Annotated in this window: 11 protein-coding genes; 2 read left to right on the top strand and 9 right to left on the bottom strand. The window is 33.5% G+C overall.

Annotated elements, in window-relative coordinates; genetic code table 11:
- Positions 1 to 78: 78 nt before the first annotated feature.
- Positions 79 to 966 carry a thioredoxin family protein gene (locus QZ659_RS10880; protein ID WP_291725843.1) on the bottom strand — a complete coding sequence of 296 codons (888 nt, stop codon included), beginning with the start codon at positions 964 to 966 and terminating at the stop codon, positions 79 to 81.
- A gap of 413 nt (positions 967 to 1,379) precedes the next feature.
- On the opposite strand from QZ659_RS10880, the gene QZ659_RS10875 reads away from it, so the two are divergent.
- Positions 1,380 to 3,542 (top strand): hypothetical protein, encoded by a 2,163-nt coding sequence (locus tag QZ659_RS10875; RefSeq protein ID WP_291725842.1) that lies wholly within the window; start codon positions 1,380 to 1,382, stop codon positions 3,540 to 3,542.
- A 98-nt stretch (positions 3,543 to 3,640) separates the two neighbouring features.
- On the opposite strand, the gene QZ659_RS10870 is transcribed toward QZ659_RS10875, so the two are convergent.
- The 8 genes from QZ659_RS10870 to QZ659_RS10835 form a co-directional block, all read right to left on the bottom strand.
- Positions 3,641 to 4,141 (bottom strand): hypothetical protein, encoded by a 501-nt coding sequence (locus QZ659_RS10870; RefSeq protein WP_291725841.1) that lies wholly within the window; start codon positions 4,139 to 4,141, stop codon positions 3,641 to 3,643.
- Positions 4,142 to 4,149: 8 nt separating this feature from the next.
- Entirely contained in the window at positions 4,150 to 6,447 is a 2,298-nt protein-coding gene (locus QZ659_RS10865; protein WP_291725840.1) for a vWA domain-containing protein, read from the bottom strand.
- Between the two features lie 99 nt (positions 6,448 to 6,546).
- Positions 6,547 to 7,401 (bottom strand): alpha/beta hydrolase, encoded by an 855-nt coding sequence (locus tag QZ659_RS10860; protein ID WP_291725839.1) that lies wholly within the window; start codon positions 7,399 to 7,401, stop codon positions 6,547 to 6,549.
- 8 nt (positions 7,402 to 7,409) lie between these two features.
- The gene (locus tag QZ659_RS10855; protein WP_291725838.1) at positions 7,410 to 8,294 is read right to left on the bottom strand and encodes a TIGR01777 family oxidoreductase; all 885 of its coding nucleotides are present in this window, start codon (positions 8,292 to 8,294) and stop codon (positions 7,410 to 7,412) included.
- 15 nt (positions 8,295 to 8,309) lie between these two features.
- Complete coding sequence (locus QZ659_RS10850) at positions 8,310 to 8,696, bottom strand: hypothetical protein (RefSeq protein WP_291725837.1); 387 nt, start codon at positions 8,694 to 8,696, stop codon at positions 8,310 to 8,312.
- 126 nt (positions 8,697 to 8,822) lie between these two features.
- Positions 8,823 to 9,479: a DUF6000 family protein gene (locus QZ659_RS10845; RefSeq protein WP_291725836.1), complete on the bottom strand. Its 657-nt coding sequence runs from the start codon at positions 9,477 to 9,479 to the stop codon at positions 8,823 to 8,825.
- A 24-nt stretch (positions 9,480 to 9,503) separates the two neighbouring features.
- The gene (locus tag QZ659_RS10840; RefSeq protein WP_291725835.1) at positions 9,504 to 9,722 is read right to left on the bottom strand and encodes a helix-turn-helix transcriptional regulator; all 219 of its coding nucleotides are present in this window, start codon (positions 9,720 to 9,722) and stop codon (positions 9,504 to 9,506) included.
- A 27-nt stretch (positions 9,723 to 9,749) separates the two neighbouring features.
- A complete protein-coding gene (locus QZ659_RS10835) occupies positions 9,750 to 10,190 on the bottom strand; it encodes a hypothetical protein (RefSeq protein WP_291725834.1) in 441 nt (146 codons plus the stop codon).
- Positions 10,191 to 10,476: 286 nt separating this feature from the next.
- Between QZ659_RS10835 and QZ659_RS10830 the strand changes: the two genes are divergently transcribed.
- Positions 10,477 to 13,817: two-component regulator propeller domain-containing protein (locus tag QZ659_RS10830; RefSeq protein ID WP_291725833.1), on the top strand; the 3,341-nt coding region annotated here is incomplete at its 3' end.

Genomic DNA, 13,817 nt, shown 5'->3' with positions numbered 1-13,817 from the left:
AAATTATCTTCACAAATTGTTGTTTTATGAATTGAATTTTGTTGGAAACTGTCTTGTAAAATTTATATTAATCTTTTATTACTTACTTGTTTTAAATGCCTTAAGCATTTCTATAAAATCTTCTTTTCCATGATAGCCTGGCTTTACTGTTGGTTCTTTCTTAGTATTTATCAAAACAATAGAGGGATATCCACTTACTTTAAAAACCTCTTTAGAAAGCTGCTGATAAGAAAGTTTTTTACCATCAAATGATGTAGCATCTGCACTTTCAGCATCTATACGAACAGCGTGATAATTTTTAGCCACATATTCGGCAACTTCATCTGTTTTGAAAGTATCTTTATCCATTTTTTTACACCAACCACACCAATCTGTATAAACATCAATGAAAATAGGCTTCCCATCTTTAGCTGATTTTTTCATTGCCTCCTCAAAACCAATCCATTCTATTTTGTCTTCTGCTTCCTTTACTTCTTCTTTTTTCTTGGTAGAAGCCGTTTTGAACTCTTCTAATATTCCTATAAATTCATCTTTTTCACGATACCCTGAAACCAAAGTAAACTCCTTCTTGCTGTTTATCAAAACAATAGACGGATAGCCTTCTACACCAAAAACATGTTGAGAAAGTTGTTGAAAGGTAAGGCTTTCACCACCTAGTTTGGTAGTTTTTTCACTTTCTGCATCTACTTTTACAGCATGATAGTTTTCAGCTACATATTTTGATACTTCTTCGGTTTGGAAAGTATTCTTATCCATTTTTTTACACCAACCACACCAATCTGTATAAACATCAATAAAAATAGGTTTGCCATCTTGGGCAGATTTTTCCATAGCTTCTTCGAAAGTAACCCACTCAATTTTACCTTTTTTTGTATCTTCTACCTTTTTGGTTGATGAAGACAAGACAAAACTGCTCATAGCAAGTAAACAAAAAATGAGAGCGATATATAAACTATTTTTTTTCATTAGTATTCTTTTAATTAAACTGATTACGTCAAGCAAATTACTCTTTAAAAAAGTATGTTATCTTATTCTATGTGTTTGATTAACATAAAATAACAACAAAACCAACTTTAAAAAGTTATGTGATAAGAAATCGTATTAATGTATTATTGTTGATTCATTTTTTACAAAAAAAATTAAAACAAACCTAAAGCCAAAGTTTGCCTTTTATCTTAGTCTGAAACCTGATTTAGAATAAATTTAGTAAAATATGTATTAATTTATTCCAAAAGACTTAAATTAGCACTCTTAAATCAAACATTAGGCAATTATAGCTTACATTTTAATATAGTATTTCCATTTTTTTGAGCTACTTAATTAGCTTGTTCTTAATCGTTATTTTTACTATCCCTATCCACTGTTATTTCTAAATCATCATGCTTAATATAAAAAAAATTACAAACTACCTATTCCTCTTACTCACTGTTGGGGTGTTGTCTTTTATAATGGTTGGTTGTGGTTCTGTTCCCCAAACTATTTCTAAAGACACCTACAAAGTATATAAAAAACAAGCTAAAGAAGGCAATTCTGATGCTATGCTCAAGATAGCAAATGCTTTCAAAGGCGATATGTTTACGAGTAGTGAGTACAGAGATTACGAAAACGCCATAAAATGGTACTCACAAGCTATGGCAGCCAGTTCGAAACAAAAAGTAGCTGCTGCAAGAGAACTTTTTGAAATTTACATGACAGGAAGTGAAGATGTGCCTAGAAATTTGGATGCTGCAAAAAAATGGTTACAAATTGTAGCTGATAGTATGGATGTGCATCTATATTATCAAGACAATACAGACCTTTACTTGATGGATATTTTTGATGTGTATAAAGATGCAACAAAAGCAGAAGCAAGTGCAGAAAGTCAGTTTTTACTAGGTCGTTATTTCTTAGAGTTTGAAATCGACTATAATACTGGGATGCGTTTCTTAGACAAAGCAGCCGTTACAGATAGTATTAGGTTCAGTCAAGATGTAAATTATTTAAAAGCCAAATGGCAATTTTTCAGAAATCGTCGTAGTGATTTTAATGCAGATATGCCATTTGCATATCAAAAAGGCAAATCTCATCAAGTAATGAAACGCTTTGCAGATGAAGGTAGCGAACTTGCCAAGCTAGAATATGCCAACTACATTGTACACAAAGCAGAAAAACCACAAGATGTAAGAGAAGAAACTGAAAAACTACTTCGTAATTTTGTTGTACCAAAGTTTGCCAACAAAGAAAAACAACTCAAAGCCACTTATTTGGCTGCCTTAACACAAGAAGGAAAAAACCATGTGATTGCCTTTAGGAATTTGACTGCCTTAAAAGACAAAAATTTCAGTACTGAACAGTTTCTTTATATGGACGATGCAATCAAAGAATACAAAGAAATTGCTAACCAATTAGAAACACTTACAGGACTTGGCAAACTGACAGAAGAACGCCCTATGTTTATTGATATTCCTTTAGAGCTTCCTGCGTATTACCAACATTATGATGGAGATATACGTCCATTGGTAGCCGTAAAAGATGCCATCACAACAGAAGAAAATATAGAATTTCTTACGCCAGAAAATGTAGAGAAATACAAACAAACGCTTTTAGAGCAAGTAGATGATATTTTTGCAAAAGCCAACACTCCAGCTGAACTATACAGCTTTAAAAATGCGATGGAAAAAGATGATTTCTTTAAGCCCCTTGCAAAGCCTTATTTGGATAGTCTGATTCAAAAACAATTAGATGCAAAAGGACTAGTACAAGAAGATTTGGTCTATGAATATGAAAAAGGGCGTTTGGAAAACACTACATTTTATAATTTGGAAGAAGGTAGAAAATTTATTGAAGCTCTTTCAAAAAGAAATGACCTAGACCCAGAACCAGAACAACCTAAGAGACGCTGGGGAAGAAAGCCTGTTAAACAAGAACCTCGCAAAAACGCACTCTTGAAGCGTGCAAAAGTTAAAGTTTTGGAAGATATTTATGGAAACTCTCCTACCATCAAACAAATCGAAGACCTTAACAGAACTATTCCTAGATATGCGTGGCTTGCGCCTGAAGGAAGAGAGTGGGCAGTAGGTTTGAAGGGAAATAGTGATAGCTGGTTTACTGGAATTGTTGATTTATCTAAAACTCGTACACAATATTTTTACGAAGTAAAACGTCTTGGTGACTCTGACCGTTTCTTGATGGAAATAAAATCTATCAAAAACAATAAATCTAACAATGCCTACAATACAGCCATTGAAGTAGAGAAAATGGTAAAAGGAGGAAGTGAATCTGGCGATGTAGAGGGTTACAATGTTACTATTTTTGGTGCAAAATATCAGACCTATGGCTGGAAACAAAGCAAAACTGACTTCTTTAGAGTAATCTGTAAGCCTAGTCAAAGTAAGTTAGAAAATGCTGTTTGTACAGGTTATATGGCAGTCAATAGAGATAAATCTTTTTCAGATGACTTTTTAAGAAATCATAATGTTTCTTCTAATTCTCAAAAAGATGCCATTCGTGCTGTAGTGCGTTATTTTATTTTAGAGATGCACAAAAATTTGGGGATTAGATAATCCTATGAATATAAAAAATTTATCAAAAACACCTTTCAAAGCAATTTGAAAGGTGTTTTTTGGTTTAATCAGGGTTTTGTCAAAGGCAAAGCTTTATTCTACATTTTTATAACTTCACCCCAACCGTGATTTTTGCTAAATCTACATTTTTTGTATAAGTCAAGATTAGGCAAGCTCCCTGTTTCTGCTTTACAAATTTCTAAAATTTCTTCTACCAGTTTTAGTGTTTCAGGACTATAGCTAGGAATAGCACTATAAAAATGAATACTAGCAATATCTACAATTTTATCAATGACTAAACAAGAGTTTTCTCCTATATCTTGATACAACATTTTAAAACTTAAATATTCTGCCTGTGAGATTAGAGTAAACTCATCTGAGTATGACATATTTAAAATTACATCAGGTATAATTTCGGCAGATAGCTCTTCCCAATCTGCAATATCTATATTTGGGTCATATATAAAGCGATTCAGAAAAGATAAGACCTTGTATAATGGTTCAGTGTATATTGTTGCAGGTAGCATATATTTTAAACACGCAATTCCCATTGCGACTCTTCCTTTAATGGATATTTTCTTTATATTAATTGTTTCCATTATTTATACTACTTTATTCTACTCAATATCTCACTATATTCAGCAGCTTGTTCTAGCAGTTTTTTGATAGCTTCATCATCTAAATTTGGATAAAGTCGTTTGACTTCTGCAATCGTTTCGTCTAATTCTGCTTTTGCACCTTTTGGGTTTTCTTTAGCAAATTCTTCTGCCATTACTTTCATACTTTGATTCAAAACAGCAATCGCATAGAGTCTTCTGTCTTCTTCTGCCATTTTTATTTCTAGTTCTTGATTTTCTGGACTCCATTCCAAATACGCTTTTGTCTCTTCGGTATAAGTTTTTCCGTCTATTAGATTTTTATAGCTTGTTTTTACCACAACGGGTTCTTTTGTAATTTCCTCTGTCGGATTTTTAACCACAAATTTCAAAAGTGCCAAATTTCTCAAGCCATCATAGACATTAGGTAACTTCAAGACAACTTTTCCTTCTCGTTTTTCCTCTACTTCAAAACCCATAAGTTGCGTAAAAAATAGATTTTTGTTGTACAAAACCTCTACTTTGACTTTCCTAGCGATTGGAGAAATAAGGCTATTGAGTTCTTTTTCAAAAACTACTGGCAAACCGTCTGCCCCTATGGTAGTTTCCATCAAGCCACCTCCTACAGTAGCGATGTGATGTAAAAGTCCTCTGTTATAACCTTCTCCCACACCCACAGCCGAACATTCTACGCCTTCGTCTTTGTAACCTTGCACAGTTTCGACCATTTTATCAACTGGCGTAACACCATACCCATCTGTTAGCAAAACCAAACGATTGGTAGCATTTTTCTTGAAGTTTTTCTTTACTTCTGCAAATCCTTTTTCTAACCCATTATAAATATTTGTTCCTCCATCAGCTTCTAAGCGAGAGATAGCAAATAAAATTCTGTCTTTGTTATCCTTAATTTTACCTGCAGGAATAATAGTTTCTGCATTATCATTAAAAACTACTAATGAAAATGTATTTTCATTTGGTAGTTGATTTACAAATTTTGTTAGTCCTTTTCTAAGATATTCAATGCGCTGCTCTCCAGCCATTGAGCCACTAATATCTACAATCGCTACAATATTTATATCTGAAGCTAGTTTATTTTCCTTTGTATTAGCAGCAAAAGTAAGTTCTAATAATGCTTGTTTGGATTTTGAATCAATAGGATTGAGAAAATTTGCTCTAATGGCAAAATCTTTTCCTGTGGGTGGTGGCGCAATTTCTTTTTTATAATAACTTTCAAATTCTTCTAAAATAAGTTCGGCAGGCGTGGGAATAAACCTTTCAGGATACTGATAACGTGGCAAAGGCGAATAAACAAGTGTTTTGTAACCATATCCAATTCCCCTAGAACGAGAAAAATCTAAAACATCCACATCAAACTGATAACGAAAATCAATCATGTATTTTTCGCCTTTTGGAAGCAAAAAAATAGCTTCTCCTTTGTCATTGGTGTAGGCTTCATATACTGTATTTTCTCCGATGACTTGCAAAAAAACAGGCTCATCTTTCCACGGTGTTCCGTCAGATTTTTTAGCTGTTACTTTTCCAAGCACTCTAGCTGTTGTTCCATCTTGTCCTTGTGGCAAAACTTGTGTGATGGTATCTCCTCTTCTATTTTCTGTGATTTTGGTAGGTTCATACGTAAAATTTACTCCTGCTGAATAGAATTTTCTGTTTGGAATATCTACATATTTATAACTTTCTATGCCATCTATATCTATTTCATAATCTGAATTGTTAGGAGCAAGAAAATAGGCTGTTCCAGTACGGTCGGTGGTGGTTGTCCACGTTTTAAGATGTTTGTAAGAGGTTATACTGACAGGATAATTTGCTAAAGGAGTTCGGTCAGCTTTATTTATTTTCAAACGAATAAGAGCCTCATTTTCTGTAGGTTTTAAGGTTTGTTTTGTAGGAAAGTCTATTTTTTCTATACTAAGAAAAGACCTATCAACGGCTGGACGGCTTTCACGCTCATAGGTTTTGTAATCATAAGTAGTTGTTACTCGCTGTGTACTTGTACCTCGCTGTGGCGCACGAAGCTGCCATTTGTAATAGTTTTTTATATCTCCCATATTGTACTGCCAATATTTCCCTCCTTCTAGCTTTGTTTTCAAAATTCCTTGTGAGTTAGTGGTGGCAGTAACTTTGTCTTTGGTTTGCATTTCTACAAACTCAACTTTTTTATTAGAATACGGACGACCTTGATTGTCCAATACTCTAAGTTCTAGCATAATATCTTGAGCAAAAGCCGATAGAGATGAGAAAATAAAAAATGAAAGGAGAAAAAATATTCTTTTAAATAGAGAGAGGTTCATAAATATAGCAGTTAGTTTTTAAAGTAAGGAATGACTTTTTACCAACAACGTACAGATAAGTCATTTAGTACGCTAATTTTTATGATATATTTAGAATCTCTACAATACTTCCTTTAATTTCTTCAAAAAAATAGGGTTTGAATGAATGTTGGCGTGCCCTTGATTGGGGAGTGTGATAAAGCTAGTTTTATTTACTTTGTCATTCAGATTATTTTCTAAATATTCTTTTATCATCAGAGAAGATTCATAAGGAATTACTCTATCTGCTGTTCCGTGAAAAATATACGTGGGTACTTTGTTTTGGGATAAAAATTTGGCTGTATGAAACTCGTATTTTAGCAAAAATGTAGGTACAAAAGGAAATCTACGTGTCGTCATATCAGTCAAACTAAAATAAGGAGCTTGTAAAATAAGACTTTTAGGAGTGTTCTGACTGGCAAGCATGGCAGCAGATGCCGTTCCGACAGAATAACCTACCACTACAATATTTTCCTCATCATATTTTTGTGTTTTTCTAACAAAATCATAAGCTGTCTGAACATCATTAAAAAACTGTTCTTGGCTATAAATTTTACCTTTACTTTTACCATACCCACGATAATCTAAGATAAACAAATCGTAGCCTAACTCTGTATAAACATCTGCTAAATTTCCCCAAAACTGTACTTGTCCTACATTTCCGTGAAGATAAAAAACTAGCTTTTTTTTACTTTTATTTTTTAGTGAATCTTTGTTCTGACTATAAAATAAAACTCCATGTAAATTTAGGTTGTCTTTTGTAGGAATGGTTATCTCGGCAAAAGGCTTTTGAAAGTTGAAAACATAACTTTGTTCTAGCTTTGTAGGAAAGAAAATGAGTTTTTCTTGGAAAAAATATAATCCTGTGCAAAGCAAAACGTACAAGCCAGCTAAAACGGCAAGTGTTCGAAGTATAATTTTTTTGAGTTTTTGCATAGACAAATTTACAAACTTTCTTCAATCGCTTTTCCCAAATGTGGATAATCAAATTCAAAACCTTCCTCCTGCAATCGTTGTGGCAGTACCCAACGGCTTTTCAAAAGCAGTTCGGTTTCTGTACGAATCATAAAAGCTCCAATTTCTAACAAAAATTTGGGTGTCGGAATGCCAAAAGGAACATTCATTTTTTCTCTAAAAATCTGCATCAGTTCTTTATTTTTGACTGGATTTGGTGAGGAGCAGTTAAAAACACCTTCCAATTTTTCATTTTCCAGTAAAAACAAGATAATTCTATACAAATCGTGAATATGCAGCCAACTGAACATCTGCCCTCCGCTTCCTTGTTTTCCTCCCAAACCAAAACGAACAATGTTTTTGTAGGGTGGAATTACGCCACCATCTTTTCCTAGAATAATTGCCATTCGAAGTGCAATCTGTCTTGTATTTTCTAGCTCAAAGCCAAAAAACTCTCTTTCCCACGCTGTGGCAACATCTACAGAAAAACCTGTACCGATTTCGCCTGCTTTTTCTGTCATCGGTCGGTCTTGAGCGTGTCTGTAAATGGTAGCTGTACTAGAATTGAACCATATTTTAGGTGGATTTTTACAGTTTTGGATGGCTTCCCCTAGAATTTTGGTAGTTTCAGTTCTAGAACGCAAAATTTCATTTTTATTTTTCTCATTATAACGACAATCTACTGACTTACCAGCCAAATTGATAAGCATTTCGGCATTTTCTAAAACTTCTGTTATTTTGTTAGGAGTATTCCAGTTTATAGGAGTACTTCGTGCAATGACAATAACTTCATAGCCAAGTTCTGAAAACTTTTTTTGAAAATACTTTCCTACAAAGCCTGTTCCTCCTGCTAAAACTATTTTTCTATTTTCCATATTTGATGGTATGTTTTAGTTGGGAATGCTATGATATTTTTTCACTCCTAAAAGTCCTAATACTCCGATAGGTAATAGTAAAATCCATTGTGAAGCAAAACTCTGATACAAAAGACTTACAACAATAAAGGAAATTGGAAAAAGCAAATACAAATAACTTACAAACTGAATGACGGCTTTGCACTCTAGTTTGGGTCTGAAAAAATTCAAGAGAAATGCAGCAGAAGTAAAAAATAGAAATAGCGTTACCATGTGCCAAACAGCTAATAGTTCAGTTTGAACTTGCTTTTCTATCGTACTAGAAAGTAATGGACTAATAAGACTACTTTGCCCTGCAAAAGTATGAATCAAAGCTGTAAAGAGATTTAAAATTCCTGCCAAAAACAAAAAGATGTTTTTCATAGCCACAATGTGTTTTCCTGTATTTTGATAATTGAATTTAGCTCAAATATACACAAAAAAATAAAACTTTCAATTTTATTTGAAAATTTTGAAAGTTTATTTAAGCTTCTTCATGATTCTGAGCTACTAATCTATGTTAGTTGTGTGTTGCCTTACAGTTTGTATAACATTTAGTTGTTTCTCTAAACTATCAGTCTTGACTTCTTTTTCCCAATACGGCTTGTTTTTAATAAATTCTGTCCATTTATCAACGTGCATATCAAAGTTATTTGTTGAATTTACCTTATCAAGGTAGAGTACAGCTTCGATTGCTTCTTGTTGGTCAAACCATAAGTCTGGCTTCGTCAAATAATAATCAAGATATAGATTTAAGTAATTAATACACTTTGGCAAATTAAACGAAGCAAGTACCTTACAATAAACACGACCTGCATAACACACTTCACTTTTCAATAAGTGTGTTCCGATAATATCAATAAATTGAGTTTGATTGGCAATTGCAGAAAAAAATGCTCCTGTCTGTCTTGTTCTCCAATTAAAATCACCAAGATTCATTTGAATTATATCTGTTGTGATTTTATTTTTGGTGGAAATTAACTCATCTGTCCATTTATCATCAGTACGATGAATATTCCTATAAAAGGGAATTACCCACGTATCAATAAACTCTTGCTTCAATTTAAAGTCATTCTTAAACGACTTTAATTCATCAAATAATGATGAGTGGCGAACTGTTGCCCCTGCAACGTGTAATTTCACAAAGTCATTTTCTTTATTTTTCATAGGTTAAATACTAAGTTTAAAGAATTAATCCTCTTCATCTAACTCAAAAATCTCATTGACAGGCTTTCCAAAAAGTTGAGAGAGTTTGAGAGCCAAAACAGTAGAGGGAACATACTTATTTTTTTCAATAGAGCTAATGGTCTGCCTAGAAACGCCTATTTTTTGTGCAAGCTCTTCTTGGGTAATATCTAAAATAGCCCGTTCTACTTTGATTCTATTTTTCATTTCTAATTGTAATTCCATTTTAATAAAGTTTTGAGATAAATAAGGTTATGACTGTACTTTTTTGAGTAGTTGGAAAAAAGCAATTTGCATAGCAAGCATAAACCAAAGCACAATACTAGAACTCATTTCAGAGTAACTTGTATCCATATTTATCACGAAATCAACAGCAAAATCTATAACTGGCATAGCTAAAGCATAAATTACACCCAATATAAAAGCAATAGAATACGACTGTACTCTTAATTTTTGTATCATTTCATCTTCTTGTTTTTCCTTCGAAACAGAAATCAGAAGCATAAATACCAATACCATTTTTGCAGCAACAGAAAGTAAAATAGCAGCATCTTCCATTATAAAATGAAAAAATAAAACTGCCAACACAGAAATAATAAGCCCTGACCAACCCAACATTTTGAAAGAGTGAGACAAAAGTTGGAAACGATTGAGAGTTTGTTGTTCTTTTTCACAGATTTGAGTAAGATTCATAGTTTTGAGTGGTTATTTTAGAAATAAAATTTAATCACAATTTATTATTGTAAAGTTACAACGACAAAAAGTAAAATTTAGTTGTCTTTATGTAAAAAATACTTTACATTTTATTTTCAAGCTATTAAAAAACGTAAATACTACCTAGTTTAATTGCGTATCTGCTGCTAAAATGCTATTTTGCTTATGGCTATTTTAAGAATTATTCAGAATAATAAAGAATTCCTATTCCATAAAAATAAGTCCTATAACTTACTAAAATAATACAATTGGGAAAAAAGGCTTTATGAAAAAACTTTATACTCTTTTTCTTATCATCATTAGTTGCTGTTTTTGGCTGTCTTCTAATTTGTTTGGACAACAGTATTTGTTCAGAACCTTTGGCTTAGACCACGGCTTGCCTCAGTCAGAAGTCCCTACTCCACAAGCAGGTATAGTAGATTCGAAGGGAAGAATTTGGGTAGGAACAAATGGAGGAGGGCTTGCGCTCCTAGAACAGGAAAAATATAGAGTTTTTGGAGTAAAGGACGGTCTCAATAGTAATCTAATCAGTAGTGTGGTAGAAGATAGCGAAGGAAACATTTGGATTCTTTCTCAAAATAAAAACCTCTCAAAATATGATGGTGTAAATTTTACTTCTTTTCCAGAATTGAATGGAAAAATGATATTAACTGGTCGTCTGTCTATTGACAAATGGCAAAATGTATGGGTATTAGCTCTTGGAGGTGGTGCTGGTGTAAACAATACTCTTTATTGGAAACCAAAAGATGAAAAAACGTTTAGAGAGTACAAACAAGCTGATTTGGGAAACCTACCTTCTCCAACGCTTTTTATGGTTCATGTACAGACTTTTGAAACTTATCTTAATCATCAAAATGAACTCTTTAAATTTAATGGAAAGAAATTTGAAAAAATAGTCTATCCAAAAGCAGATAGCGATTCGCTTATCCAAAATAAAAATCTTTTTTTAGCTCATCAAGACTTCAATCAAAATCATTGGCTATGGGCTAATGACCCAACGACAGGAATAAACGACTTAATTTTCTTTGATAAAGAAAAAAAGAAGTACAATAAAATCAATTTCCCTCAACATCTTATTCCCACAGGCACTGTTCCCAATGCTGGTTGGCAAATTCTGTTAGCTTCAGACAATAAATTATATGTTCTTATCCCTGGCTTTACTACAATTTTTATATATGACAAAAATCAAACTTTCTTGAAGAGTTATAGTCCTCAAAATGGTATTACAGGAATCACTGCTGGTAGTGGAGTTATCTTTGAAGACCCTTACGGAGTTATTTGGGTAGGAACTCGTGGCAAAGGAATGATGCAACTTCCTCAAGAAAAGTTTACAAACTATACTCAAAAAGACGGATTGCAAGGTGATATTATTTTTTCTATTGGTGAAGATAGCAAAAACAGAATTTGGTTAGGAAGCTCGGTAGGAGGTATTACACTTTACCAAGACAAAAAACTAACGACTGTTTTATCTTCTCTTAATGGCGTTGCTAGAATAACTGGTTTTTTCCACAAAGGAAATGATACAACTTATGTAGCTTCTGGTGCAGGTGTTTTGGAAATTGTAGAAGATACAACTCAAAATACCTTTAGTTCGAAACTTCTTAATCAAAAATTTGGATTCCCTCCTTTTCCATTTATTAGATGCATGACCAAAATTGATAGTATTCTTTGGGCAGGCACACAAGCCAACGGAATAGTAGGTTATGATTTGAAGGCTGACAGCGTAAAATATCGCTTTGCTCAAAAAGAATTAGGGGGAAGTACCATAACTGATATAAAAAAAGACTCAAAGGGCAATTATTGGTTAGCAACTTTCAATGGACTTATAAAGTGGGATGGAAAAGGAACAGAAAAGTCTAATTTTAAACGCTTTACAATAGCAGACGGACTAGGTGATAATCTACTCTTACAGCTTTACATAGATAAAAAAGACATTATTTGGATAATTGCCTATTCAGGCGGGCTCAATCGATTTGATGGAAAAGAGTTTCAAACCTACCAAACTCCACAAGGACTTTCATCAGATATTATTTATTCAATCTTGCCTGTCAAAGATAAACTAGACCAGTTTTGGATAGGAACACAAAGAGGATTAAATAAAGCCTATTTCAGAGCTGATGGAAAACTTATGCGAGTAGAGGAATATGGAAAAGAAGATGGTTTTTTTGGCGATGAGTCCAACTCAAAAGCTCTTTTTCAAGACAGTAAGGGAAATATTTGGGCTGGACACCTCAATGGGGTTACAAAATGCAACTTTTCAGAAGAGAGAAAAACTATTTTACCCAAAACAATTATTAGCGAAGTCAATCTCTCACTTACCCAAACTAATTGGAGAGATTCTGTCTATGTAGATAATTTTGATTCACTTTCAAAATGGAACAACCTACCCCAAAACTTAAACCTTTCAGCTGACCAAAACACACTTAATTTTGATTTTTATTGTGCTGATTTTTCTAATCCTAATGATGTTCAATATCAATGGTGGTTAGAAGGTTTTAATAAAGATTGGCTCATTCCAACTCAAAAAACAGAGGCTACCTATTCCAATCTGCCTGCTAAAAACTATACTTTTCACGTTCGTTCAAGAATTGGAGAAGACGGAGAGTGGGGCGAAGAAGCTACCTTTAACTTCAAGGTAAAGCCTTATTGGTATCAAACATGGTTTGCTAGAATTGGAGGGCTATTTTTAATAGTAGGTGTTGTCTTTGGTGGAATAAAATGGCGTACTAGCAATTTAGAGGCAAGTAGAAAACGATTAGAGCAGCAAGTAGCAGAACGCACTGTTGAAGTTCGAAAACGTAACAATGAAATCTTAGAGAAAAATCAAGAGTTAGAAGCACAACAAAACAAACTAACAGAAGCCTACGAAGATATTCAAGAAAAAAATAAAAATATTACGGCAAGTATTACCTATGCAAAGCGCATTCAAGATGCTATGTTGCCTTCCGATGAGCGCATTCAAGAGACATTAGAGAATTGTTTTGTATTCTATAAGCCTCGTGATATTGTTTCAGGAGATTTTTATTGGATAAGCGAAGTAAAAGATAAGATTTTTATTGCTGCTGTCGACTGTACTGGACACGGTGTTCCAGGGGCATTTATGTCTGTGATAGGAAGTAATCTTTTGTATGAAGTAATTGAAAGTCAAGGCATTTTATCTCCAGCTAAAATCTTAGATGCTCTCAATGAAAATGTACGTCGCCACCTCAATCAAGACCAAACCAACAACCGTGATGGAATGGATATGGCTATTTGTGTTATAGATAAAAATACTAAAGTGTTGAACTTTGCAGGTGCAAAAAATCCACTTCTTCACATACATAGCAACACCTATGAAATCATAAAAGGCGACCGTTTTCCAATAGGTGGTTTCGACAAGCACGGACAACGACCCTTTACAGAACACACCATCATTCCAAGAGAAGACAGTGTTTTTTATATTTATTCAGATGGTTTTCAAGACCAATTTGGAGGTTTAGAAGGTAGAAAATATATGTCCAGACGTTTTCATAAATACCTTCAAAGTATTTCATCACTTCCCACACAAAAACAAAAATCAGAATTAGCCCAAGAATTTAAAGATTGGAAAGACTCTGGAAACGAACG

Source organism: Bernardetia sp., from assembly GCF_020630935.1.
In the GTDB taxonomy this organism is placed as follows: Bacteria; Bacteroidota; Bacteroidia; order Cytophagales; family Bernardetiaceae; genus Bernardetia.
The sequence above is the reverse complement of the archived record's forward strand: the minus strand, read 5'-3'. Positions and strand labels throughout refer to the sequence as shown.